Annotated in this window: 20 protein-coding genes and 1 pseudogene; 11 read left to right on the top strand and 10 right to left on the bottom strand. The window is 63.7% G+C overall.

Translation table 11 applies throughout. From position 1 onward, the window contains the following. Positions 1-29 precede the first annotated feature (29 nt). Positions 30-2,000: a putative bifunctional diguanylate cyclase/phosphodiesterase gene (locus B9A23_RS04445; RefSeq protein WP_084277655.1), complete on the top strand. Its 1,971-nt coding sequence runs from the start codon at positions 30-32 to the stop codon at positions 1,998-2,000. Positions 2,001-2,004: 4 nt separating this feature from the next. Here the strand turns inward: B9A23_RS04445 and estDL136 are convergent, their stop codons facing one another. Both estDL136 and B9A23_RS04435 read right to left on the bottom strand, forming a co-directional pair. After that, positions 2,005-2,934 (bottom strand): chloramphenicol hydrolase, encoded by a 930-nt coding sequence (gene estDL136, locus B9A23_RS04440; RefSeq protein WP_084277890.1) that lies wholly within the window; start codon positions 2,932-2,934, stop codon positions 2,005-2,007. 56 nt (positions 2,935-2,990) lie between these two features. Then, complete coding sequence (locus tag B9A23_RS04435; protein ID WP_084277654.1) at positions 2,991-3,914, bottom strand: SDR family NAD(P)-dependent oxidoreductase; 924 nt, start codon at positions 3,912-3,914, stop codon at positions 2,991-2,993. Between the two features lie 164 nt (positions 3,915-4,078). Here B9A23_RS04435 and B9A23_RS04430 point away from each other — a divergent pair, with 164 nt between their 5' ends. Then, complete coding sequence (locus B9A23_RS04430; protein ID WP_084277653.1) at positions 4,079-4,756, top strand: SDR family NAD(P)-dependent oxidoreductase; 678 nt, start codon at positions 4,079-4,081, stop codon at positions 4,754-4,756. Here B9A23_RS04430 and B9A23_RS04425 read toward each other — a convergent pair whose 3' ends face one another. The 3 genes from B9A23_RS04425 to B9A23_RS04415 are packed head-to-tail and all read right to left on the bottom strand — an operon-like array spanning position 4,757 to position 8,762. Beyond that, entirely contained in the window at positions 4,757-5,869 is a 1,113-nt protein-coding gene (locus B9A23_RS04425; protein WP_084277652.1) for a helix-turn-helix transcriptional regulator, read from the bottom strand. 54 nt (positions 5,870-5,923) lie between these two features. Next, on the bottom strand, positions 5,924-7,159 hold the full coding sequence (locus tag B9A23_RS04420; protein ID WP_084277651.1) for an SLC13 family permease: 1,236 nt from the start codon (positions 7,157-7,159) through the stop codon (positions 5,924-5,926). Between the two features lie 55 nt (positions 7,160-7,214). Next, on the bottom strand, positions 7,215-8,762 hold the full coding sequence (locus B9A23_RS04415; protein ID WP_254894979.1) for a malonate--CoA ligase: 1,548 nt from the start codon (positions 8,760-8,762) through the stop codon (positions 7,215-7,217). Between the two features lie 95 nt (positions 8,763-8,857). On the opposite strand from B9A23_RS04415, the gene B9A23_RS04410 reads away from it, so the two are divergent. The 3 genes and pseudogenes from B9A23_RS04410 to B9A23_RS22165 all read left to right on the top strand — a co-directional run bounded on the left by B9A23_RS04410 (position 8,858) and on the right by B9A23_RS22165 (position 12,037). Beyond that, the gene (locus B9A23_RS04410) at positions 8,858-9,538 is read left to right on the top strand and encodes a GntR family transcriptional regulator (protein ID WP_084277650.1); all 681 of its coding nucleotides are present in this window, start codon (positions 8,858-8,860) and stop codon (positions 9,536-9,538) included. Between the two features lie 245 nt (positions 9,539-9,783). Continuing rightward, a pseudogene (locus tag B9A23_RS23505) lies at positions 9,784-10,185 on the top strand (TonB-dependent receptor plug domain-containing protein); the annotation flags it as partial. Between the two features lie 1,009 nt (positions 10,186-11,194). After that, positions 11,195-12,037, top strand: coding sequence for a TonB-dependent receptor domain-containing protein (locus tag B9A23_RS22165; RefSeq protein WP_139797319.1), 843 nt, complete (start codon positions 11,195-11,197; stop codon positions 12,035-12,037). A 320-nt stretch (positions 12,038-12,357) separates the two neighbouring features. Here the strand turns inward: B9A23_RS22165 and B9A23_RS22160 are convergent, their stop codons facing one another. Then, complete coding sequence (locus B9A23_RS22160; RefSeq protein WP_176217882.1) at positions 12,358-13,710, bottom strand: hemerythrin domain-containing protein; 1,353 nt, start codon at positions 13,708-13,710, stop codon at positions 12,358-12,360. Between B9A23_RS22160 and B9A23_RS22705 the strand changes: the two genes are divergently transcribed. Together B9A23_RS22705 and B9A23_RS04395 are read left to right on the top strand one after the other, a co-directional pair. Continuing rightward, positions 13,691-14,269: a hypothetical protein gene (locus tag B9A23_RS22705; protein ID WP_176217881.1), complete on the top strand. Its 579-nt coding sequence runs from the start codon at positions 13,691-13,693 to the stop codon at positions 14,267-14,269. The genes B9A23_RS22160 and B9A23_RS22705 overlap by 20 nt on opposite strands. A 15-nt stretch (positions 14,270-14,284) precedes the next feature. Further along, positions 14,285-14,884 carry a Crp/Fnr family transcriptional regulator gene (locus B9A23_RS04395; RefSeq protein ID WP_084277649.1) on the top strand — a complete coding sequence of 200 codons (600 nt, stop codon included), beginning with the start codon at positions 14,285-14,287 and terminating at the stop codon, positions 14,882-14,884. Here B9A23_RS04395 and B9A23_RS04390 read toward each other — a convergent pair. Then, entirely contained in the window at positions 14,826-15,611 is a 786-nt protein-coding gene (locus B9A23_RS04390) for a Crp/Fnr family transcriptional regulator (RefSeq protein ID WP_084277648.1), read from the bottom strand. The two genes, B9A23_RS04395 and B9A23_RS04390, sit on opposite strands and share 59 nt — an antisense overlap. Positions 15,612-15,809: 198 nt before the next feature. Between B9A23_RS04390 and B9A23_RS04385 the strand changes: the two genes are divergently transcribed. Together B9A23_RS04385 and B9A23_RS04380 are read left to right on the top strand one after the other, a co-directional pair. Further along, positions 15,810-16,511, top strand: coding sequence for an SRPBCC family protein (locus tag B9A23_RS04385; protein ID WP_084277647.1), 702 nt, complete (start codon positions 15,810-15,812; stop codon positions 16,509-16,511). Then, on the top strand, positions 16,511-17,680 hold the full coding sequence (locus tag B9A23_RS04380; protein WP_084277646.1) for a zinc-dependent alcohol dehydrogenase: 1,170 nt from the start codon (positions 16,511-16,513) through the stop codon (positions 17,678-17,680). The genes B9A23_RS04385 and B9A23_RS04380 overlap by 1 nt, the downstream gene beginning before the upstream one ends. A 3-nt stretch (positions 17,681-17,683) precedes the next feature. Here B9A23_RS04380 and B9A23_RS04375 read toward each other — a convergent pair whose 3' ends face one another. The 3 genes from B9A23_RS04375 to otsB are packed head-to-tail and all read right to left on the bottom strand — an operon-like array spanning position 17,684 to position 21,578. Beyond that, positions 17,684-19,081 carry an alpha,alpha-trehalose-phosphate synthase (UDP-forming) gene (locus B9A23_RS04375; protein WP_084277645.1) on the bottom strand — a complete coding sequence of 466 codons (1,398 nt, stop codon included), beginning with the start codon at positions 19,079-19,081 and terminating at the stop codon, positions 17,684-17,686. After that, positions 19,078-20,862, bottom strand: a complete 1,785-nt coding sequence (locus tag B9A23_RS04370; RefSeq protein ID WP_084277888.1) for a glycoside hydrolase family 15 protein — start codon at positions 20,860-20,862, stop codon at positions 19,078-19,080. The genes B9A23_RS04375 and B9A23_RS04370 overlap by 4 nt, the downstream gene beginning before the upstream one ends. Next, on the bottom strand, positions 20,859-21,578 hold the full coding sequence (gene otsB, locus B9A23_RS04365) for a trehalose-phosphatase (RefSeq protein WP_254894978.1): 720 nt from the start codon (positions 21,576-21,578) through the stop codon (positions 20,859-20,861). The genes B9A23_RS04370 and otsB overlap by 4 nt, the downstream gene beginning before the upstream one ends. A gap of 219 nt (positions 21,579-21,797) precedes the next feature. On the opposite strand from otsB, the gene mdlC reads away from it, so the two are divergent. Together mdlC and B9A23_RS04355 are read left to right on the top strand one after the other, a co-directional pair. Further along, positions 21,798-23,354: a benzoylformate decarboxylase gene (gene mdlC, locus B9A23_RS04360; protein WP_217806582.1), complete on the top strand. Its 1,557-nt coding sequence runs from the start codon at positions 21,798-21,800 to the stop codon at positions 23,352-23,354. Further along, the gene (locus B9A23_RS04355; RefSeq protein WP_084277644.1) at positions 23,351-24,700 is read left to right on the top strand and encodes an aromatic ring-hydroxylating oxygenase subunit alpha; all 1,350 of its coding nucleotides are present in this window, start codon (positions 23,351-23,353) and stop codon (positions 24,698-24,700) included. Before mdlC ends, B9A23_RS04355 begins: the two co-directional genes overlap by 4 nt. Positions 24,701-24,702: the final 2 nt, after the last annotated feature.

Raw genomic sequence — 24,702 nt, 5'->3', positions numbered from 1 at the left:
AAACGGGTGGACGCAGACAAACCCGATCGATGCGCGCGCTGATTGATCTTTTCCGGCTCGATACTTCGGACGCCGAACTGGCGCGTGCGCAGTTCAAGTCGTTCTCGCGGCAGATGCCGCTCTTGTACGCTATTCTGGTCTGCAATGCGCTCGCCATCACGATCACATACGCCGATGTGACCGCGCCATTTTCCACACTGGTCGCGCCGCTGGCGATGTGCGCCTATGCCTTGCAGCGTGCGCTGTGGTGGTGGCGCCAGCCGACTGCCGCAGCGACCTTGTCGGACGCAAAGATCGCCTATTACATCCGCCGCACCTGCCGCCTTGCCGTGATCATGACACTGGCCTTCGAAGGTTGGTGCATGTGGATTTATCCGGCGGGCAACGCTTACGCCAAGGGCAACCTGACGTTCTTCCTCGGCCTCACCGAAGTCAGCACGGTGTTCTGCCTGATGACATTGCGCGCGGCCGCAATGCGCACGGCCGTGGCCTGCACGCTGCCATTTGCGCTGTATTTCTCGTGGGTTGATCAGGGCCAGTGGCTGGCGCAAACGATCGTGCTGTGCCTGGTCAGCACCGGGATGATGGTGGTTACGCTGCGCTATAACGAAGCCTTCTCGCAACTGGTGCGATCACGGGCCACCCTGCGCAAGCGCCAGCTCGAGACCGAGAAGCTTAGCGAGGAAAACCGCCGCATCGCGTTCAGCGATCCCTTGAGCGGGTTGCCGAACCGACGCGAGCTGCTTGCGCGGCTCGACCGGCTGGAAAGCAGGCATGATCTGCCGGCCAACACCCTGGCAGTGCTGTTCATCGACCTCGACGGGTTCAAGGCGGTGAACGACGAGCACGGCCATCAGGCGGGCGACGCGCTGATCCGCAGCGTCTGCTTGCGCCTGAGCCAGCACTGCCCGCCGCATTCCACGCTGGCCCGCGTCGGTGGCGATGAATTCGCGGTCGTGATCGAAGGCCCCGATGCCGAAAGCAGCGCGCTGATACTTGGTCGTGCGTTGCTGGAAGAGATCGCGCTGCCCGTGCTGGTGGACCGCCATGTGCTGCAAGTGGGCGGAAGCATCGGCGTTGCTGCCAATACCGATGTCGAAGGCCGTCCTCGCGAACTGCTGCGCCGCGCCGACACGGCCATGTATCACGTCAAGACTCGCGGCAAGGGACAGGTCGCGGTCTATGATGTCGGATTCGACGAAGGGCGGTTGCGCCGCCTCACGATCGAGGCGCAGATCGGACGCGGACTGGACCGTGGCGAGTTCGAGGTCTTCTACCAGCCGATCGTCGATGCGCAGAGCGGGGCGATCGTCTCGGTGGAAGCACTGCTGCGCTGGCCGCGCCGACCGGAAGGGCCATTGCCGCCCGACGAATTCATCGACATTGCCGAAGCGACAGGTCAGATCCACCCGCTGGGGCTGTTTGTGCTGGAGCGCGCCTGCCGTGATGCGGCGCTGCTCGACGGGCTGAAGCTGAGCGTCAACGTTTCGCCCGCACAGTTCCGCGATCCGGCCTTCGAACGGCAGGTAATGCACGTGCTGGAGCAGACACGCTTTCCGCCATCGCGGCTGCAGCTCGAGATCACCGAAGGCTATCTCCTCGCCAATCCCGAGCGCGTCGTGGGGGCGGTGGAGTCATTCAAGGCGGCGGGCATGTCGGTGGCACTCGACGATTTCGGCACCGGCTTCACCAGCATCCACTATCTGCGGTCCTACGGGTTCAGCCACATCAAGATCGACAAGTCGCTGCTGACCGGGCTAGCACCGGGCAGCAAGGCGACGATGCTGGTGACCGGGGCGATCACGCTGGCTTGCGGGCTGGACATGCAGGTGATCGCCGAGGGCGTTGAAAGCGAGATGCAGGCCAACCTTCTGCGCGCGGCGGGATGCCACGAATTGCAGGGCTATCTGTTCGGTCGGCCAATGCCGCTGGAAGAGCTGCAACGCGCGCGCGACATTGCCCGGCGTGCGGCGGGCGAAACGGTGCGGCTGGTCGGCTGAACTGTCAGCCGGTGGCGAAAGCGGCCTTCAGCCGCGCACCGGCGCGAGCAATGTATGGTGCAGCGTCTGGCACCATCGGCGCCATCGAGAAGAAGCCGTGGATCATATCGGGTGCGGTTTCGATTTCGACCGGCACGCCTGCTGCCTGCAAGGCTTCGGCGTAGGCCAGGCCTTCATCTCTCAACGGATCGTAATGGGCGACGATCACTGTGGCGGGGGGCAGGCCGGACAGGTCAGAGTGGCGCAGCACGGCGGCTTCTGGGTGGGGATCGCTGCAATCGCCAAGATAGTGGTTCCAGAACCACTGCATGGCGCGCGTGGTAAGGAAATAGCCCTCGGCGTTCTCCACGAACGAGGGCCGGGTGAAATCGGCGTCGGTGACGGGATAGATCAGCAACTGATGGGCAAGGGCCGGACCCTTGGCATCACGCAGGCGCAAGGCGACAGCGGCAGCAAGGTTTCCGCCGGCACTGTCTCCGGCGACGGCAAGGCGCGCCGGATCGATGTCGAGTTCGGCAGCGTGGTCGACGGCCCAGAGCAGCGCATCGTGGCAATCATCGAGCGGGCCGGGGAAGGGTATTTCGGGCGAGAGGCGGTATTCGATCGAGAGCACGGCGGCACCACTGGCTGCGCAGAGCGCGCGGGCGAGTTCGTCATGGCTGTCGACCGAACCGACGACCCATCCTCCGCCGTGATAGAACAGCACCAGCGGAGCGGGCGAGGGTGCGCTTTCGGCACGGTAAAGCCGCGCGGCGATGGTCCGGCCAGGCAGGTCGAGCGCGAGATCGCGCACTTCTGCCACCGGCGTCGGGTTTTCCAGCGGCGGCATCATGCGGCCTTCGCGCATGACCTGCGGCGTGATCGTCTCGTAATCGGTCGGCGGCAACTGCGCCATCAGGCCAAGCAGCATCTCGATCTGTGGGTTGAGTGCCATGCGATTGTCCACCCTCTCTCGTTTTGCTGCCTAGCCTAGTGTGCGCAGGCGCAATGTCAGCCCCCTGATTTTGCGGATTTGCTTTCCATGAATACCCGGGCGCGGTCAGCCGCCCAGTTCTGCAGGGCTTCGGTGCGCAGCCGGGCGCCTTCGGGGTCGGCCTCCATGGGCAGGACGGAATCCAGGATCTGCGCGTAATGGGCGGCGAGGCCTTCCTTGGCCTCGGGATAAGGAATGATGTAAAGCTGGTTCGCTTCGATGCCGCGCTTGACGTGTTCGGCCAGTTCGACCGGGTCCATGCCGTGCTGGTGGATCGAATGCAGCGAGGCGATGGAATCGTCGTTCTCGACATAGCCGCTCTTGCCGAACTGGGCTGGGCGCAGGCGGCTGGCCTCGGCGATGTTGGACTTGATGTTGGCCGGGCAAAGGACAGAAACGCCGATGCCATGCTTTTCAAGGCCCTGGCGATAGCTCTCCATGAGGTTGATCACCGCCGCCTTGGCCGCGGAATAGGGCGCGGCGAGCGCGCTGCCCATCAGGCCTCCGAGGGACGAAGTGGTAACGATGTGGCCGGGCTTGCCCGAGGCGATCATGCGGGGCACGAACGTCACCATGCCGTTGATCACCCCGCCAAGGTTCACGCCGACGATCCAGTCGAAATCATCGTAGCTGGTATCTTCCACCGGACCGAAGCTGTTTACCCCGGCGGTGTTGAACAGCAGGCTGGGCGGAGCGCCGAATACGGCCTCGACCTCGTCGGCGGCGCGGGCGTAGGCTGCGCGGTCCATGATATCGAGCGTGATGCCGTGGGCGGTGATGCCTTCTGCCTGAAGCGCAGCCACGGCCTGCTCGACTGCGGCGGTGCGGATATCGGCCACCACCACGCGTGCGCCCGCCCGACCGAAGACCAGGGCCTGCCCGAACCCTGCGCCCGATGCGCCGCCGGTGATGAAGGCGATCTCGTTGTGGAATGATTGCATGGCTGGCTCCTCTGCCCGATATTGTTAGTGTTGCTTACAATGTTGGGTGGATGGCGGCAAGCGTTGGCTGTGCGGTGCAGAGGCAAAGACAAAGGACCGGACCTTGCCAGTCCCAAGGCTTGCTGCGAGGAGTCCTGGCAGGCTTTATCCAAGAGGAGACAGGGATGCGGACGGTTGTCGTGACGGGCGGATTCGGCGTTCTGGGGCGGGCGGTAGCCGCAGCCTTTCGCGAAAATGGCGACCGGGTTGCACGGATCGATTTCGCGCCCCAAGCCGCCGATGCGAACCCCGGAGGTCTCGATCTTGGCGGGGTCGACCTGACAGATGCGACACAGGCTGCGGCTGCCGTGGCCGAAATCACGGATGTGATGGGTGGCATCGCGGTGCTGGTCAACGTGGCGGGCGGCTTCGTGTGGGAGCCGCTGGACGAGGACGCGCCGGGCACGTGGGCGCGGATGTTCGCGATGAATGCGACCACTTGCGTGACGATGACCGCCGCCGCCCTGCCAACGCTGAAGAGCATGCCGGGCGCTGCGATCGTCAACATCGGTGCAGGATCGGCGCTTGTCGCGGGTGCGGGAATGGGCGCCTATGCCGCGTCGAAGCAGGCCGTTCACAAGCTGACCGAAAGCCTGGCAGCAGAGCTTGCCGGCAGCGACTGCACGGTAAACGCGGTGCTGCCAAGCATCATCGACACCCCGGCCAACCGTGCAGACATGCCGGACGCCGATTGGGCACAATGGGTACAGCCCGACGCGCTGGCCAGAGTAATACTGTTCTTGGCCAGCCCCGGTGCACGCGCAATTTCTGGAGCGCTGCTTCCGGTATCGCGCGGGGGCTGATCAGGCCAGCGGAGCCAGGCCGGTGAGGACCTCGCGTACGAGGTCCGCCTGTCCGCGCGTGCCGGTCTTGGCGTAGATGCGCTTCGAATAATTGCGCGCTGTTTCGTCGGTCAGGCCAAGCGCTCGGCCCGCCTCGATCAGGCTTTCCCCACGGCTCAGGCGCTGGGCGAGGGCGGCCTCGCGCTCGGACAGGCCGTGAAGCTCTCGCAGCGCCGCGGTGCCAGCGTGCTCGCCCTCACGCGTGCCGATGCGCAAGGTGCCGATGACGGCGGGAGAGGCGGCGGGTTCGGTAAGGGCAAGGTCGCCCTTGCGCAGCAGCAGGTGCAGATCGCGGGCAGGATCGACAAGCAATACCTCGCCACTATCGTGTGAACCTGTAGCGATACTGGCGCAGGCCCTTTCAAGTGCGGCTGCCACCGCCGGCAGGAGCTGTAGGCGCCTGCCCGAACGCGGATCGGGTGCGACGGTGAATGTGAGCAGGCGTTCGGCCAAGGCATCGCTGGCCATGACGCGCGCGGCGGCATCGAAGGCGATCTGGCCGATTCCGAGGCGCGCGAGCGGCGCTTGTGCCATCGCGGCACGCAGGCGCTGTTCGGCCAGCGCCACCAGCGCGCGCAGGGCCGCAGCGAGATGCGGGGCAATGGCCGACATGGTGGAAACCGCCGACGAGGAAAAGTCCTCACGCTCGCGCACCAGCAGCAGCCAGGCATCAGCCAGGCCAGCCGCAGAAACGCGCAGCCAGCGACCATAGCGGATGCCCATATCGGCCAGGGCCTCGCGCTGCATGGCAAGGCGGCGGCGATCGTCGAAATCGAGCATCTCGTCGATCGTGTAGACCCGGCCCGGGCGGAGCTGACCATAGGGGCGCAGGCCAAGCGCGGCGATGCGGCGGAAATCGAGCGGCGGCTCCTTTACCGCGCGCGGCGCGGCCACGTGCAGCACCGCCGGCTCCTGTGCTGCGCTGGCATTGGCGAGCGTGATGATCAGGAACGCCCGCCGCGCATGAGTGCGCGCGACGAGGTTGCGCATGAATGCACCCCACGGCGGCGTTTCATGCGCGCCCTCGACCAGCGGCAGGAACAGTTCCTGCTGGTCGCTATGCGTGAATGCCACAGCAACCTCCCATTTGGGAGATAAGCGATAGCTGGCGAGTTTTGAAATGCAAGGTCAGGCGGCTGGCAGCCCGACGAACGCGGCCCAAGCGAGCAACGGACCCACACCCACGATGATTGCGGCATAGCCGAGGAGTTTGCGCAGCATGGCCGGACGTTCGTCTTCGGGGACATTGCTGACGATGAGTGCGCCATTGGTGGAGAATGGCGAGGTATCGACGATCGTGTTGGCAATGCAGATTGCCGAGATCACCGGCATGACGGCAATGTTGGTGCCGGCAAGGATCGGCACGGCCAGGGGGATGATCACGCCAAGCAGGGCGGTTGACGAGGCAAAGGCCGAGACGATGCCGGCGAGGTAGCACAGCAGCAGTACTGCGAGCACCGGTGATCCCACCGCGCCGATGGTGGCGCTGGCGGCATCGAGCGTGCCGATCTTGTCGAGCAGGGCAACATAGACGACGATTCCGCAGATCAGCAGGATCGTGCTCCAGTCAACGCGGGCAAGCGCGCCACGCTGCGTGGCAGGAGCGGCGATGGCAAGGCCAAGGATCACGAGCAGGGCCATGAAGCCGATGTCGACCTTGAACAGCAGGCTGCCCAGGGCAAGTGCGGCAAGACCGGCGAGCGTCCAGGCGCCGTTTCGGTCGAGCGCGACAGGAATGATCTCGCCATCGTGGTGGACGCCCGCCTGCGCTTCGCGACGAGCATAGACACCCCAGATGGCCAGTGCGATGGCACCGTTGAAGGCCGCGCTGGCGAGGAACAGGTACATCGGGTCGGGCGCGATGTTGCTGCCGACGAGGACCTTGGCGGTGATGCCGCCATAGATCGATATCGGCGAAAACCCTCCTGCTTGCGCACCATGGACGACGAGCAGGCCCATCATCAGCGGCGAAAAGCCGTGGCTGCGGGCAAGGCGCAGGGCTATCGGCGCGACCACGGCGACGGCGGCGGGGCCCATTGCGCCCAGAGCAGTAAGTACGGCCGCGACGAGGAATACCAGCAAGGGCAGGAATGCGGTGTGACGGCCCAGCAGCGCTGCCGCGCGCGCCACCAGCCAGTCTATCGCGCCGTTCTGGCTGGCGATGCCAAAAAGGTAGGTGATGCCCAGTAGCGTGACGAACAGATCTGCCGGGAAGCCCGCAAGCACGTCCTTGACCGGCAGGCCCGCAACGAGGACGCCGAGGCCCAGCGCACAGGCCAGGCCGATCAGGCCCATGTTCACCGGCAGCCATACCGCAGCCATGAAGATGGCGACGAGGATCGCCACCGAAAGCAGGATCAGCATGGTACGGCAGTCATGTCGGCAGCCCCTCCCAAGGCCGGCGCCGGTGCGCGGTCTGTCAGTTGGCGAACAAGTTGGCGTAAGTCTCGCGTAGCAGCGCCTTCTGGACCTTGCCCATGGTATTGCGCGGCAATTCATCAACGAAGACGACCTTGCGCGGTTGCTTGAAGCGGGCGAGCCGGTCCGCCAGGGCGGCGCGGACAATGGCTTCGTCAACCCCCGGATCGGAAGCCTTGACCACGCCGACCACAGCTTCACCCAGGTCGGCATGGGGTACGCCGATCACCGCGCTTTCGGCAATGCCGGGGATTTCGTCCAGCGCCGCTTCGACCTCGGCGGGATAGATGTTGAAGCCGCCGGCGATGATCAGGTCCTTGGCGCGCCCGACGATGTGCACGTAACCCTGCGCGTCGATAAAGCCGAGGTCGCCGGTGATAAAGAAGCCGTCGGCGCGGAATTCCTCGGCGGTCTTTTCCGGCATTTGCCAGTAACCGCCGAACACGTTTGGCCCCTTCACCTCGATGACGCCAATCTCGCCTTGCGGAAGGAGTCCACTGCTTGCCGGGTCGGCAATCCGCAAGTCGACGCCGGGCAACGGAAAGCCGACGCTCCCCGGCTTGCGTTCACCCTCATACGGGTTGGACGTGCTCATGTTCGTCTCAGTCATGCCATAGCGTTCGAGAATGGCATGGCCGGTGCGGGCGCGGAAGTCCTTGTGCACTTCGGCCGAAAGTGGCGCGGACCCGGATACGAACAGGCGCATGGATGACGCCAGATCGCGCGTGAAGCCCGGGTGCGCGAGCAAGCGGCTGTAGAAGGTCGGCACGCCCATCAGCACACTGGCCCGTGGCATCAGGCGAATGAGATCGTCCACGTCGAAGCGGTTGAGGAAGATCATTGCCGAGCCGGCCGCGATGGTGATGTTCGTGGCGACGAACAGGCCATGGGTGTGGAAGATCGGCAATGCGTGCAACAGCCGGTCGGCTGCGGTGAAGCGCCAATAATCGCGCAAGGCAAGTGCGTTTGAAGCAAGGTTGGAATGGGCGAGCATCGCCCCCTTGCTGCGACCGGTGGTGCCCGAGGTGTAGAGGATCGCGGCGAGATCGTCTGGGTTGGATGCAGCGTGGTCGAAGGTGGAGGGCTGGTCTGCCGCGGCTTCGACCAGGGTGCCGGCAGTGCCATCGCTGTCGAGCGTCAGCACAGAGGGCAGGGCAAGATCGGCGCAGAGCGCGGCAATGGCGTCTGCATCCTCGGTGCGGCAGAGCACCAGCGCAGGGCTCGCATCGCCCAGGAAATACCGCAATTCGCCAATCGTATAGCCGGTGTTGAGCGGCAGGTACACCGCGCCGGCCTGCAACGCGGCAAGCCAGGTCAGGAGGGCAGTAGGAGATTTTTCGACCTGCACGGCGACGCGGTCTCCGGCACGGACGCCGGCATTCCGGAAAGCATGGGCAATCTGCGCCGAACGTGCCGCGGCCTGCGCATAGGTGGTGACAGTTCCATTAGCGAGAAGGAGGAACGGTGCATCCGGGGTCGCGGTGCAGGCGGCACGGAACAGTGACCAGATGTCGGTCTGGCGGGCGGCGTTCGAAGGCAATTCGGCCAAGACGGTGTCTTTCGATGCGTGCTTGCAGAAGCGGTTGTTTTGAGCCGCTGTGTATGCAAGATTCAGATATCCTTAGATGTGGGCATGCACCAACCATGATTTCCGAGCAAGAGGGCAATGGCTCTCCGCTTCTTTCCGACAAGATCCGGCTGGCTTTGGCCGACGAGATAACCAGTGGCGCGCTCGTACCTGGCACGCAGCTTGACGAGCAGCAGTTGGGCGCGCGGTTCGGTGCTTCGCGCACACCCGTGCGCGAGGCCTTGCGCCAATTGGCGGCGTCGGGGCTGGTCGAGATGCGGCCACGGCGCGGGGCGGTCGTTGCCGAGATCACGGTTGCGCGCGTGTTCGAGATGTTCGAACTGACCGCAGAAATCGAAGCCCTCTGCGTGCGGCTCGCAGCCTGGCGCATGACGCCGCAGGAGCGCTCCACCTTGCGGCAGTTGCACGAGCAGAGCCGGAGGGCGGTCGAGGAAAGCGATATCGACGAGTACGACCGGCTGAACTGGCTGTTTCATGACGCTATCTACGAAGGCACGCATAACGCCTTTATCGTGGAGCAGGCCAAGGCCTTGCGCGAACGTATGGCCGCGTTTCGTCGTGCCCAGTTGCGCGAGGCCACCCGTCCGGCGCATTCGCGGCACGAACATGGCGAGATTGTCGAGGCAGTGCTGCGCGGTGATGGCGAGGAGGCCGCCAAGCTGATGAGAGCACATATGTTCCACGCGGCGAGCGCATTCGATCGGTCGACCTGTGTGCTTGAGAACGATCACAATTAGTCGATAACGCATGCAATGTCCGTGAAAGCTGGCTGAATTGCATACCTGATGATGCAAAAGGCTAGGTGCCGCATTTTCTGACTTGCGCTGTCAAAGCGCTTATGTAACACCAATCAGGCAACGAGCGGGACACACGCTGCGTGCAGGGAGTGGGGAGCTGCATCGGTATGGGGCATACGTCCCGCGACCTCCCGATACCTTGACAACGCTGTCTCGTGAAAAGGCAGTCAGAGAGGGAGGATTACATGAAGCTAACCCGCAGTGCATGCCTGGTATCGGCGTTCGCACTTATGAGCGTCCCCGCGCTTGCCCAGGAGGCGCAGGACGCCCAGGATCAACAGGCGCAGAATGGCGACATCATCGTCACTGCCAATCGAACATCGTCGCTGCTGTCCAAGACGCCGATCGCGATGTCTGCCGTTGGCGGTGAAAACCTGATCCAGTCTGGCATCACCAATCCGACCCAGCTTGAAGAAGCCGTGCCCAACCTCTCGATCGTCCGTGGCAACGGGCTGCAGATCACCATTCGCGGCGTGACCAGCACCGACGGCACCGAAAAGGGCGATCCTTCGGCTGCCTTCATGGTCAACGGCATCTACCTTGCCCGCCCGCAGGCGCAGGAAGTGTCGTTCTATGACATCGAGCGCGTGGAAGTGCTGCGCGGTCCGCAGGGCACGCTGTATGGTCGCAACTCGACCGCAGGCGTCGTCAACATCCTGACCGTGCAGCCCAAGTTCGAGTTTGGAGCCCGTGCCGACGTTTCCTACGGCAACTTCAATGCCCTGAACGGTACCGCCGTGATCAACATTCCGGCAGGCGATACCCTGGCCTTCCGCGTGGCGGCAAACGTCGACCAGCGCGACAACTACATCATCGATGGCGTTCCCAACGACAACTCGAAGCTCGACAAATTCAAGAACAACAAGTCGGTGCGCCTTTCGGCCCTGTTCAAGCCGAGCGCTGACCTGAGCCTGCTGCTTGTCGGCGATTACAGCAAGGTGAAGGGCAATCCGACCAACGGCGTGCCGCCTTCGCAGTTTTACAGCAACATCACCAGCGGTGGCCGCCAGAACTTCAGTGCGCCCACCTATCGCGGCCTTGATCCCGATGTTGCCCGTCTTCTCAGCGTGCGCCAGGCCCAGCAGGCCTTCCGCGACAACGAGGAAAAGGGCGTGATGGGCGAACTGAACTACACGATGGGCAACGTCACGTTGACCTACCTTGGCTCCTATCGCGAATCCGAGCGCCGCGAATTCGGCAACTCGGCCAACGGTCTGTTCTCGAACGACTTCAAGGGCAGTTACTGGCAGACCTCGCAGGAAGTGCGCCTTGCCTACGGCGGCGACGGCCCGCTGCAGGCCCAGGTCGGCGGCTACTACTTCAAGGAGAAGTCAGGCATCGCTTTCTTCCTGAACAACCTGCTCGGGCCGAATACGCGGTTCGGCTTCCCGCAGGACCCGACCATTGCCGAAAACAAGTCGGTATTCGGGCAGGCGACGCTTGAAGTGGTGCCTGACCTGCGCATTACCGGCGGCGTGCGCTATTCCAACGACCTCAAGTCACGCGTGGGCAATACCGTGGTCGACTTCTACGACCGCATCGGCAACTCGTACAGCATCGGCAATTTCATCCGGCGCCAGATCAACCAGAACAACGATGCCAAGCGGACCTTCAGCAAAGGTGACCTGGCGCGCCGGTATCGATTACGACAGCCCGTTGGGCCTCGTCTTCGCCTCGGTTTCGACCGGCTACAAGGCAGGTGGCTTCAACGACGGTTGCGAAATCGGCAAGGGTGCGAATTGCGCGCTTCCTGCAAATGCACTATACTACGATCCGGAAACGCTGACCGCCTACGAAGCAGGCTTCAAGTTCCGCTTCAGCCCGGCGTTCCGCCTCAATGGCACAGTGTTCCACTATGACTACCAGGGCCTGCAGCTTTCGCAGCTTTCAGACATCTGTGGTGGTCCATGCCAAGTCACCACGAACGCGGCGAAGGCCAAGGTCGATGGCGTAGAACTGGATGCCACGCTGCAGCCGACCGACCGCTTTACCGTTCGCCTTGCGCTCAACTGGCTTGATGCCCGCTATGACGAGTATGCACCGGCTTATAACGATACGACCGTGACGCCCAACGTGCGTCGCTCGGTCAACTTTGCGGGTCGCCCGCTCAATCGCAGCCCGAAGTGGAGCTGGATTGCCGGCGTGAACTACGTGGTACCGGTGGGCGACGGAAAGATCGTGGCCGATGCGCAGACTTCTGCCCGCAGCCGCTATGAAGTGACCGATCTTGCCAACTTCGCCTATTTCTACCAGCCGGCAGCGACCAAGACGGACCTCTCGCTCACCTACAATGCGCCGGAGGACAAGTTCTACGTCGCAGGCTTCGTCGAGAACCTGGAAAACAACCTGATCGTCACTGGCGCTTCGACCGGCCTGTTCGGCAGCGTGACCTTTGCCGATCCGCGCACTTACGGTGTGCGCGCCGGGTTCAAGTTCTGATCTGAAACTCCCTCGCCGTCCTGCAGGCTATTTCAGGCGGGACGGCAATCGGGCGGGCAGGGCTTCGGCTCCGTCCGCCCTTTTTCGTCTTTGGCCATCTTCTTGTCTGGTGAAAGAGCGAAAATTAGAGCAGCCATGCTGCAGCGCGCAGCTCAAGCTGGCAGGTGGTTCAGGGAGCTTGGGGGAAAAGCGAGGGTAAGGACGGTCGCCGTCCTGCGTGCACCTTTCAGATGCAAGGGGCGGCCGGCTCATGGAGGAGAACCGACCGCCCACGCGACGATAGCGTTCAATAGTTAACGCTTGCTTGCCGCACAGTTCGATCAGTGACGGTTTTCCCAGCCCCTGCGTGCTGCCTCGGAGTGGCCGCGGGAATCGCTGTGCCAGCCACCCTGTCCGCGCTCGTCATCATCGTTGCGTCCGCGCGATGAGGAGGATGAGCGCGAACTGCCACGGCTTCCGCGATCGTCATCGTCATCATACCGGCCGCGCGAAGACGACGAAGACGACGAACGCGATCCACCGCGTCCACCGCGATCATCGTCATCGTCCCTGCCGCGGGAAGAGCGCGAGGAACTGTCGCGATCATCCCAGCCCCGACGCGAGGCTTCGGAATGACCGCGCGAGTCGCCGTACCAGCCGCTGTCGCCGTGATCGGGATTGTCCCATCCGCGCCGAGCGGCTTCGGAGTGACCCCGGCTGTCGCCGAACCAGCCACCGCGTCCACCATTGTCGCCGCCGCGATCACCGTCATTGTCGCCGCCACGGACTCCGACGCTGCGGCTGCCTTGGTCGTCATCGTTGCGCGAACTGGAGCGCGACGAACCGCCACGACCTTCCCAGCCTCGGCGGGCGGCCTCGGTCTGACCGCGGGAATCGCCGTGCCAGCCACGACCATCGTCATTGTCACGCCCGCCACCGCGATTGTTCGAGCGGCCGCGATCGTCATCGTCGTCGCGTTCACGCCCCCGCGAAGCGCGGCTGCGGTCATCGTCGTCGTCATAACGGCTGCTGCTCCGCCTCCCGCCGTCGTTGCCCCAGCCGTTTCCGCCGCGCCCACTGCTGGTGAAGCGACCGTCGTCGTCACGTCCTCGTCCTCCGTGCTGATAACTTGCCATTTCGTTGTACTCCTCTCGGTGGTCATTGTTGTCGTAATCGTGGCGATTGCGGCTCTGACGCTCCGCTTGTCGCTCGCCTTGGCGGTCCGTCTCCCCGCCCGGCACGAGGATCGACACCGACTGACCGGCCGGCAGCCGATCCTCGTCCTCAAGCTGTTCGCGCAGTTGCAGCATTTCTTCGGCAAGGTCGGGAGTGTCGATCCCCTTGGCCTGCGCCTTAGCGAAGATGCTGTCCTTGGGTTCTTCTTCCTCGGCCACGTGGTGCCGGACCTGTTCTGCCAGGACCTTGACCTTGGCATCGCGGAAGGGATCGTTTTCCCGCATCGCCATGAGGTCTGCGATCAGCAGCTTGGCGCTGTCATGTTCGACCTGCGCTTCATCGAGCGGATCGGCCTCTTCAATTTCTTCGCGGCAGGCGGGATAGAACACTTCTTCCTCAAGCAGGGTATGCAAGGTGAGGGCCGTGCAGACTTCTTCGATGATGCTACGCTTCTCACTGTCCTTGGCCTTTTCGTAGCGCGCAAATAGCTGCTCGGCCTTGCGGTGGTCGGCTTTCAACGCCTCGATCGCGCCGCCGCTGCGTGATTGGGCGCCGCTGCCGCTGCCGCTGCTGTTGCCGTTGGCCTTTGCCTTGGGCGTGATGCTGGGCGACTTCTTCGGTTCGTTGCCTTTTGCGGCAGACCCTGCGGCCACTGCTATTGCTTGGGCCGGCTTTGACGTTGCAGAACCGGCCTGCTGGGCGGCCGCGTTTTCGTCGCCGCCTTTTGTCGCCGTGCTGGCGGATTGTTTGGCTGCGTCGCTGCTGGTTTCTCCGGGCTTGTTGCCGCCCGAAGAGCTTTCGGACTGGGACCCGTTTGGTGGTGACATGGTGTTGCCTCCTGTGGCTTTGCCGACAGTTCGTTCCGCTGCCGTGCAGGGAGGCAATCGTGTTTCTGGCGTGATGCTCCATGCCTTTAACGCAGGTTGGCAAGCTTCGGCTAACTGCCTTCAACGCGCGTCAGGCAGGCAGTCGCGCACAATCAACGCTTCGTCGCGCACGGAGAAAAAACCAATCTGGATCAATATCCTAATTGAAATTGTGGCGCACAAGCAAGGCGGGTGGACGGGGCGCGATTAGAACAGGGACACACCGATGGATCTCCCCACCGCTATCAAGCACTTTCGCCGCCAGCAGCATATTGCGAGACCCGGCGAAACCCGCACTGCCATCTATCGCTTAGAGGAGGGCTGGGCCTGCCGGTACAGCCTTCTGCCCGATGGCAGGCGGCAGATCACTGTGCTTTATCTTCCCGGCGATTATTGCGAGCCGCAGTGGCTGCTTTCAGGCAAGGCCGAACTGCCAGTGCTGGCAATGACCGGCGTGCGCGCCACGGTCGTCCCGCTGGCGACGATCCATTCGCAGCCCGGTGATGGGGTGAAGCGCCTGCTTGGCGACATGGTCCAGGTGATGGAGCGACAGAGCCGCTGGATCGTGAGCCTTGGTCGCAAGAATGCGGTGGAACGGGTGAGCGAACTGCTGGCGGACCTATATGCTCGGCTGGGCGGCGCTCAAGGTGCCGATGGGCTGTGCACGATTCCCCTTACTCAACGCGATATCGCGGACGTGGTTGGTTTGACCCCGGTTCACGTCAACCGTGTGCTGCAAGGCCTGCGGCAGAGCGGTCTTGTGGAGATCAGGGGGCGAACGCTTCTGGTGCGGGGCGAACAGCTGCCACTCGGGGCAGCTGCCTGAGGTGCAGGTAGACCGGATCGAACATTGCCGCCCGGCCCAGCGCCGCCGGGCGGTGAATGGTGAGGCGGCGACGGGTGAGCTCTATGATGCCGTCGCGACGCAATTCCTGCAGCACGCGATTGACGTGGACCGAGGTAAGCCCGGTGGCCGAGCCGATGTCGATCTGCGTCAGTGGCAAATGACACTGCCCGTCCTTGACAAGGTCGATTGCTTCAAGCCGGGCATGCAGTTCGCATAGCAGGTGCGCGACGCGCTCAAGCGCGTTGCGCTGGCCCAGGCCGAGCGTCCATTCGCGCTGGATCGCCACGGTCACAAGTTCGTTCAAGGCAAGCGCATCGGCAAGCTCGGTCGATTCTCTGGTCATCTGCGCAAACGCATCGGGGGTGATTTCACCCAGAGTGACCGGCGTGATCGCAGCGATCGAATGATCCATCTGATCAAGCAGGAAAACCGCTGAATCGCACAGGTCGCCCGGCACGAAGAATGCCAGAATCTGGCGCCGGCCATCAGGCAGTTCCTTGTAGCGGCAGGCCCAGCCCTCAAGCACGACGCGGACAGCGCGCGGGTTGTCGCCCTCGTGCGTGATGTCTGTCCGCGCGGTGATCTGCCGGACGCGGCGACCGAGCGCTTCAAGGTAGAGATGACAGTCCTCTTCGCGCAGCGGCGCGAGGGAGAGGAGCTTGTGAACAGCGGCATGACCGCCTGGGTTCTCGGGCAAGTCGGACATGATGGCTGTGCAATGCACGGCCGCCCAATTGTTTCCTCAGAAATGCCAGCAAATGCATGATTAACATAGATAAAGATGCTAATGGGGCGGTCTGGTCCACAGACAAGCCGAGCGCCCTGACGGTAAGGCAACGCATGGAGCATCCCAACCGTTCATACCCATTGTCGCCATGTTCCTGGCGAAATGGGAGTTCCTGACATGAAAGATGATGATCGCAGCCGCGGCGCTGCCGGCTTGGCCGGTCTGGTCGCGGCCGGAGCCATTGTGGCCGGGGTGGCCTTGGCTGCCTCGTCGCGCAAGCGCGGCGGGGGAGATGTGCCCGATGATGCGCCAGGCTTTACAGCGCGCGGCTGGATGGGCGGACGATCCTTCGGCAAATACGATGTCGTCGGGCGAAGCGTTACAATCGGGCGGCCGCGCGAAGAGCTTTATGCCTTCTGGCGGGACTTCGGCAACCTTTCGCAGTTCATGGAGAACGTCGAGAAGGTTCAGCCGGTGGGGGAGGACGGACACTGCGTCTGGACCTTCCGAGCGCCCGCTGGTCGCACGGTTGACGTTGAAACAAGGATCGTGAGCGAGGAGGAGGGGCGCCTCATAGCCTGGCGGTCGGTCGACGGATCTGACATCGATACCGAAGGACGCGTGACTTTCGATGATGCACCGGGCGAGCGCGGCACGCGCGTCAGTGTGCGCGTGGCCTACAAGCCGCCGGCGGGCGAGCTTGGCCGCCTGATCGCCAAGATGTTCGCGCGTGAGCCCGAGGTTCAGGGCCGCCACGACCTGCGGCGGTTCAAGATGCTGATGGAAACCGGCGAGATTGCCACCTCGGCGCGCCGCAAGGACCAGACCCGTGCCGCCAAGCAGGCGGAAAAGCACCAGACGAAAGAGGAGGCCGCCTGATGCGCGCGCTCACGTTCCAAGGCACCCACGATGTGCGTGTCGACACTGTCGACGATCCCGAGATCATCAATCCGCGCGATGCGATCATCCGCGTGACCTCGACCGCGATCTGTGGATCGGACCTCCACCTTTATGACGGGGTCATACCCGGCGTCATGCCTGGCGATGTTCTTGGCCATGAATTCATGGGTGAGGTCGTCGAGACCGGGCCAGGCAGCACGCTGAAAAAGGGACAGCGCGTGGTCGTCCCATTCACGATCAGTTGTGGCGGCTGCTTCCACTGCAAGATCCAGCAGTATTCTGCTTGCGACAATTCCAATCCTGCCGAAAAGCAGGACGCGTCGGAGATGATGTATGGCCATGCCTCATCCGGGCTGTTCGGCTATTCGCACATGACCGGCGGCTATTCAGGCGGGCAAGCCGAGTATGTGCGCGTGCCGTTTTCGGATGTCGGCCCGATCATGGTGCCCGATCACCTGACCGACGAGCAGGTCCTGTTCCTTTCCGACATCCTGCCGACGGGGTGGATGGCCGCCGAGAATGCCGAGATCGAGCCCGACGATACCGTGGCAGTTTGGGGCTGCGGGCCGGTCGGACTGTTTGCGATCCAATCGGCACTGGTGATGGGCGCGGCCAGGGTCATCGCCATCGATCACTATCCGCATCGGCTTGAACTGGCGCGGCAGCTTGGCGCCGAAGTCATCAACTTCCGCGAAAGCAACGTTGCCGAGGCGCTGATGGAAATGTCGGGCGGGATCGGCGTTGATGCCGTGATCGACGCCGTCGGCATGGAATCGCACGGCTTTGCCATCGAGAACATGCTCGACGTGGTGAAGCAGAAGGTCGGCATCGGTGCCGATCGCTCGCACGCCCTGCGCCAGGCGCTGCTGGCGGTGCGCAAGGGCGGCCGGGTTTCAATCCCCGGTGTTTATGGCGGACTGACGGACAAGTTCCCGCTGGGCGCCCTGATGGAGAAGGGGCTCCAGATCCGCACGGGGCAGACCCATGTGCAGCGCTACATGAAGGACCTGCTGGAAAAGATCGAAGACGGCACGCTCGATACCACGTTCCTGATCAGCCATCGGCTGCCTCTGGAACTGGCAGCCGATGGTTACCGCAACTTCAAGGAACAGCAGGACACCTGGACCAAGGTCGTGCTGAAGCCGTGATGGTCAGGCCTTGATCGTAAGGATTTCCTCCGGGGCGCTTTCTTTCTGTTCGAGAGCGTCCCGAAAGGTTTCCAGCCACCACATCACGTCCCGCTCGAGAACGTCCTGGACGGTTGCCTTCCACCGCTCCTTGCGTTCGTGGATGGACATTGCCAGCGCGCGGCGGATGGCGTCGGACATTTCCTCTGCGCTGTAGGGGTTGACCATCAAGGCTTGCGGCATCTGGCTGGCCGCGCCGGCAAAGCGTGACAGGATCAGTACGCCGGGGTCCTCCGGGTCCTGCGCTGCGACGTATTCCTTCGCGACAAGGTTCATGCCATCGCGCAACGGGGTGACAAGGCCGATGCGCGCGGCGCGATACACCCCGGCCAGCACATCGCGCGGGTAGCCCTGGTTGACATAACGGATCGGGACCCAGTCCAGCCCGGCGTGAGCCCCGTTGATGCGGCCCGCGAGTCCTTCGAGCGAGGAGCGGATGCGCTGGTAGCTTTCCACCGCACCGCGCGAAGGCGGCGCAATCTGCATGAGCACCACGCTCTTGCGGACTTCGGGGTTCTCTTCGAGAAAGCGCTCGTAGCCGAGGAAGCGTTCCTCAAGCCCCTTGGAGTAATCCAGCCGGTCTACCCCGACGATCAGCGAGCGACCGACCAGGCTTGAGCGCACCTTTTCATATGCGCGCCGTGCCTTCTGGCTGCGGGCCATGTCCTCGAATGCGCGGGCATCGATACCGATCGGGCAGGCGAGCAGGCGGATGGTGTGGCCCTGCCACCTGATCAGATTTTCACCGACGATTTCCGCGTCAAGTTCGGCCTTTACGAAGTCGAGGAAGGAATCGAGCCATTCCTGCGTGTGGAAGCCGATAACATCATAGGCGAACAGGGTTTCGACCAGCGCGGCGGCCTCGGGCAAGGTGGCCAGCAGGCGGCGCGGCGGCCAGGGGATGTGCAGGAAAAAGCCGATGCGGTTGGCAATGCCGCGCTTGCGCAGTTCGCGGCCGAGGGGGATCATGTGATAATCCTGCACCCAGACGACGTCTTCGGGTTCGATGAGTGGCAGGACGGTTTCGGCAAAGCGCTGGTTGGCGCGTTCGTAGCCGCCGGCAAAGCTGCGTTCGTATTCGGCCAGGTCGATGCGATAGTGAAACAGCGGCCAGAGCGTGCGATTGGCGTATCCGTTGTAGTATTCCTCGACGTCCTGCTCTTCGAGGTCGACGGTGGCGGTCGCCACGCCATCGGTGCGCTGGAAATTGATGTGGCCGGTGAACTGTTCGGTGACCTCGCCGGACCAGCCGAACCAGATGCCGCCGTTGGCACGAAGCGCCGCCGAGAGGGCGACGGCAAGCCCGCCCTGCGCCCCGCCACCCGCGCTGACGCGGTTCGAGATGACAACGAGGCGGCTCATCTTACCGACGTCCAGGGACGACTTAGCAGCCCGGCGCAGTTGATGATGCCGACGAGCGAGTACGTCTGCGGGAAGTTGCCCCACAATTCGCCGGTGGCAGGGTCAATGTCTTCCGACAGCAGGCCGGATTTGGTGCGGCGCATGAGCATTTCCTCGAATAGCGAGCGCGCTTCGTCCGACCGCCCGGTCAGATGGAGCGCCTCGATGAGCCAGAAGGTGCAGACATTGAAGGCCGTCTGCGGCAGGCCGAAATCGTCTTCCGTGGCATAGCGAAGCATGTGCGATCCACGCCGCAAGCCTGCCTCGATGGCGGTGAGCGTGGACAGGAAGCGCGGATCGTCAGGCGTGAGAAAGCGCAGGTCGAGCAGTTGCAGGACGCTGGCATCGAGATCGTCGCCTGCGAAGGTCGCCGAAAGGCGCTTGGTGTCGGGGCGCCAGGCGGACTTTTCGATGACCGCGCGGATCGTAGCGGCGCGATCGTTCCATAGGCCGGCCCGAGCGGTCAGCCCGAGGGTGGTGGCAATATTGCCGAGCCGGTCGCATGCCGCCCAGCACATCGCCGAGGAATACGTGTGGACCGACTGCCGTGTGCGCAGTTCCCACAGGCCGGCGTCGGGCTGGTTGTGTGCAGTCCAGGCACGCTCGCCAACCTTTTCCAGGGCTTCGAAATCCTCGATGCCCGAGGGACGCAGCAGGCGGTGGTCGAAGAAAGCCTGCGCGCTCGAAAGGACGATCTGGCCGTAGGCGTCATGCTGGATCTGCTCGTAGGCCTGGTTGCCCACGCGCACCGGACCCATCCCGAGAAAGCCAGGCAGTTCCGGGGCAAAGCGCTCTTCCAGCTCGGCTTCACCCAGCACGCCGTAGAGCGGCTGGATATGGCCGCCGCGCGCATCGTCGACGATGTTGCGCAAGTAGGAGAGATAGTTCTCCAGAACGTCCAGCGCGCCGAGCCGGTTCAGCGCCTGCACCGTGTAATAGGCGTCGCGGATCCAGCAGTAGCGGTAGTCCCAGTTGCGCTGCGAGCCGGCGTGTTCGGGGATCGAGGTGGTGAGCGCCGCAACGATGGCACCGGTTTCGGCATGCTGGCACAGCCGCAAGGTAATGGCCGAGCGGATCACCGCGTCCTGCCATTCCAGCGGGATGGCAAGCCCTCGCACCCACCCTCGCCATTCGGTGACCGTGCGTTCGAGCATGTCGTCGATCGTGCGGCCGATATTGCCGGCGAAGCTTTCATCGGGGCCAAGGTAAAAGTGCACCGGGCGTTCCAGACGGAACGTGCGCTCACCCGCGACCATGCCGGTCGGCGCGTCGGTGGTGAGGCGCATGGTCATGTCAGGGCCGGGGAAGCGGATGTGGCTGGTGCCACCGATGCTGCCGGGGCAGGGCTTTCCCCAATCGCGCGTGGGGCGCAGGCGCACGGTGATCCGTGGACTGCCGGCGACCGGGCTCACCACGCGAGCGAATGCCACCGGGCGGAAGGTGCGCCCCTGGTTGGCGTGGTAGGGGCAGAAGTCGGTGACCTCGATGGCGTTGCCCTGCGCATCCTCGTGCCGGGTGACCAGCACCGGAGTGTTGCGAAGATAATGCTGTGTCGTGGTGACGACACCTTCCAGCGCAATCTCCCAGAACCCGTGCTGCGGTGCCTCGCCGCCGACCAGCGCACTGAACAGGGGATCGCCATCGACGCGAGGCACGCAGGCCCAGACGAAGCGACCGGCTTCGTCGACGAGAGCCGAGACGTGGCAGTTGCCGATCGGCCAGAGTTCCAGCGATGCGCTCATGCCGCGCTCCTTTCGAGCCATTCGAGGACCTGCGGTACGCCGCGCAGGAAGTAGCGCGCGGCGGTTTCGCGCGGCGGGCCGACGAGAACGCCCCAGCCGCCACCGGACACGGCACTGGCAAAACCGGGTTCGTCGGTAAGATCGTCACCCACCATGATCGGCGTGGTCCCTGCAAAAGGGGCGCGTTCGAGGAAACGCGCAACGGCAGTGCCCTTGTCACCGCCCGCACTGCGCAGTTCGATCATCATCTTGCCCGGCTGCAGTTGCAGGCCATGACGTTCGGCAAGTTCGGTGGCCAGCGTCCGGCTCCACGCTTCCATCTCGGGAACTTGGCGGTAGTGCAGGGCAATACCGAGCGGCTTGCGCTCGACCAGTACGCCGGGATGGCGCACGGCCTCGCGATCAAGGGTTTCGGCAAGTGCACCAAGGACTGCAGGCGGCGGAGGCGTTTCGTGACTGCCGTCGCCGAAATGCAGTTCCTGTCCGTGACTGCCGGCAATCGGCAAGGCTGCAATGCCGATGCGGTCACGCACGAAGTCCACCTCGCGGCCGGACACGACGGCTAGCCGACCGTTGAGCTTTTTGAGAAGCCTTTGCACCAAGGTGCGAACCCGGTCGCCGGCGGTCACGGCGTCCGGCTGATCGGCGAGTTCTACAAGCGTGCCATCAAAATCGAGGAACAGGCTGGCGTCCTGCGGCAAAGCAGGGGGCGGCAATAGCAAAACGGTCGGGCCTTGCGGGTCCAATTGAAATTCCGGGCATGGTGGCTGTTGATCTATGAACCGCCGCACCCCGGGTGGGTTCCCCGCTTTTTTCGTTGAAGATCAGATGTGAAACGCTGGCCAGAAAGACCATTGTCGCAAATGTTATGATGTAGCACATTCGATCCAGGGATGGCGCGCGCGATGTCGCGGGAAAAGCGCCCGGGAGAGACGATGGCTACTGTACGGGACGCGACCTTCGCGCTGCTGGAAGCCTACGGGATGACGACGATCTTCGGTAACCCGGGGTCAACCGAGTTGCCAATGTTCCGCAATTTCCCCGCGCATTTCCGCTATGTGCTCGGGCTGCAGGAAGCGGTTGTCTTGGCGATGGCCGATGGCTTTGCCCAGACGACGCGGAATGCAGCGCTGGTCAACCTGCACAGTTCGGCCGGAACAGGCCATGCCCTGGGCAACCTGTTTACTGCGTTCAAGAATCAGACGCCGCTTGTCGTGACCGCAGGGCAGCAGGCGCGCTCTATCCTGCCATACGAACCGTTCCTGTTCGCCCAGGAAGCAGCGGATTTTCCCAAGCCCTTCGTCAAGTGGTCGTGCGAGCCGGCGCGGGCGCAGGACGTGCCCGCGGCGATTGCACGAGCCTATCTGGTGGCAATGGAACCCCCTTGCGGCCCGACTTTCGTATCGGTGCCGATCGACGATTGGGACCAGCCCTGCGAGCCGGTGCCAGCGCGACGCGTCTTTGCCGGCAATCCCGGCGATCCGGCGGCGCTGGCCGAAGCGGCAGAGGCCTTGGCGCAAGCGCGCAATCCGGTGATCGTGGTGGGTGCGGGCGTGGCGCGCGACGATGCCTGGGACGAGGCAATCGCCTTGGCCGAGCTTCACCGCGCCGGCGTGTGGGTCGCGCCGATGTCCTCGCGCAACAGCTTTCCCGAAGATCATCCGTTACTCCAAGGCTTCCTCACGGCAGGGCGCGAGGCAATCGTTGCAAGCCTTTCAGGACATGACCTCATCCTGGTACTGGGCGGGCCGATGTCGCTCTACCATGTCGAGGGGCATGGGCCGCACGTGCCGGACGGAGCGCAGGTCTGGCTGATCGGCGACAATCATGTTCATGCCGCCTGGGCACCGGGGGGGCAGGCGATCGTCGCCAATTGTCGGCTTGCGTTGCGGAGCCTGCTCAAGGGGCCGCAGCCCGGCCGGACCAGCACGGCCGCGCCCAGGCAGTCGGCTCCCGTCCTCGACGGCAGCATGATGACCGACCGCTATCTCCTGCAACAGATCGCGCGCCTGCGGCCAGCAGGATCGGTGATCGTCGAGGAAGCGCCATCAAGCCGAGGGCCGATGCATGACCATCTGCCGATCGTTGAGCGAGACACCTTCTACACCACCGCCAGCGGCGGCTTGGGCTACGGGCTTCCCGCCGCCATCGGAGTGGCATTGGCGCGGCCAAGGGACAAGGTGATTGCCCTCCTGGGCGACGGATCGAGCATGTATGCCATTCAGGGACTGCACGCCGCGGCGCAACTCGGCGTGCCGGTCAGCTTCGTGATCGTCAAGAACGGGCGGTATGAGGCGCTGCACAGCTTCGGTCGGCATTTCGCCATGCAGGACCTGCCGGGCACGCAACTGCCCGATCTCGATTTCTGCGCGCTGGCCGAAGGGCAGGGCGTGCGTGCAGCGCGGGTCAGCAGTGCAGCGGAACTGGACGATGCCTTGCGCGCGTCCTTCGCGGCCGATCATCCGACCTTGGTGGAAGTGAGCGTGGCATGACGGATTGGCGCCTTTGCAATCTGATCGACGACCGTCCAGCAGACGGCGTTTTTCGCCTGCACCGCGCGATCTTCGATGATCCGGCAGTGTTCACGCTCGAAATGGCGCGGATATTCGAAGGCGGCTGGGTGTTCCTCGGCCTTTCCTCGCAGGCGCCCGACGCACACGATTTCTTCACGACGCAAGTCGGGCGCGTGCCGGTGATGGTCAGCCGGGATGGCGAGGGCGCGTTGGGTGCCTTCGTGAATTCCTGTCCGCACAAGGGCGCGAGGATCGCCCAGACCTGGAGCGGGAATGCGCGCGTGCACGTTTGCCCCTACCATAGCTGGACTTTCGACAGCGCGGGGCGAAACAAGGCGATCAAGTGGAAGAAGGCCGGCTGCTACCCGCAGGAATTCGATGGCACCAGCCACGATCTTGCCGCCCTGCCGCACTTTGCCGAATATCGCGGTTTCCTGTTCGGCAGTCTTGTCGCCGACGTGATGCCGATTGAAGATTATCTTGGCGAGGCGTCAAAGCTGCTGGATCTGGTGGCTGACCAGAGCGAGGAAGGCGTGGAGCTTGTCCCGGGGCGGGTGACGTTCACCTATGACGCCAACTGGAAGCTTCAGCTCGAAAACTGCGCGGACGCCTATCACTTCACTTCGGCCCACCCATCGTACATCCGCATCCTGGAAGAGCGGCAGCGCGAAGCTAGTGACGCCGGGGTTGTCCGCTCGGTCTGGGAAAACAGCGATTACTGGAAGGAGGAGGCCGAGGGGATCGGCGGCGGCAGCTTCAGCTTTGCCAATGGCCATGTGCTGAACTGGGGGATCTTCGGCGTCAGCGATGCGCTGCCGCTGTATGAGCGGGCCGAGGCGCTCAAGGCCAAGTTCGGCGAAGACAAGCGCAACTGGATGTTCAACATGCGCAATCTCACCATCTTCCCCAACCTGCAGATCGCCGAGAACGCATCGAGCCAGTTGCGCGTGATCCGCCCGATCGCGCCGGGCAAGACCGAGATGCGGACGTGGTGCATCGCTCCCAAGGGGGAAAGTGCAAGGGCGCGTCAGCAGCGCCTGCGGCAGTATGAGGACTTCTTCAATCCCACCGGCATGGCCACGCCTGACGACACGGTTAGCTACGAAAACTGCCAGCGCGGGTTTGCCGGCAAGGTCGATCCCTGGCTGCAAAGTTACGTGCGCGGGGCCACCGCCTCGCGGCCATCGGGCAACGCCTTTTCGGAGATGCTCGGCATGGCGCCAGAACGCAGCGTGCTGGCAGATTCGCAACTGTGCGACGAGACGCTTTACCAGAGCTACTATCGCGCATGGGCGCAGCGCATGGCCGGGGCTTTCGGGGAATGACA

It is taken from the genome of Novosphingobium sp. B1 (genome assembly GCF_900176395.1).
Taxonomy (GTDB): Bacteria; Pseudomonadota; Alphaproteobacteria; order Sphingomonadales; family Sphingomonadaceae; genus Novosphingobium.
This window is presented reverse-complemented; position numbering and strand designations above follow the sequence as displayed.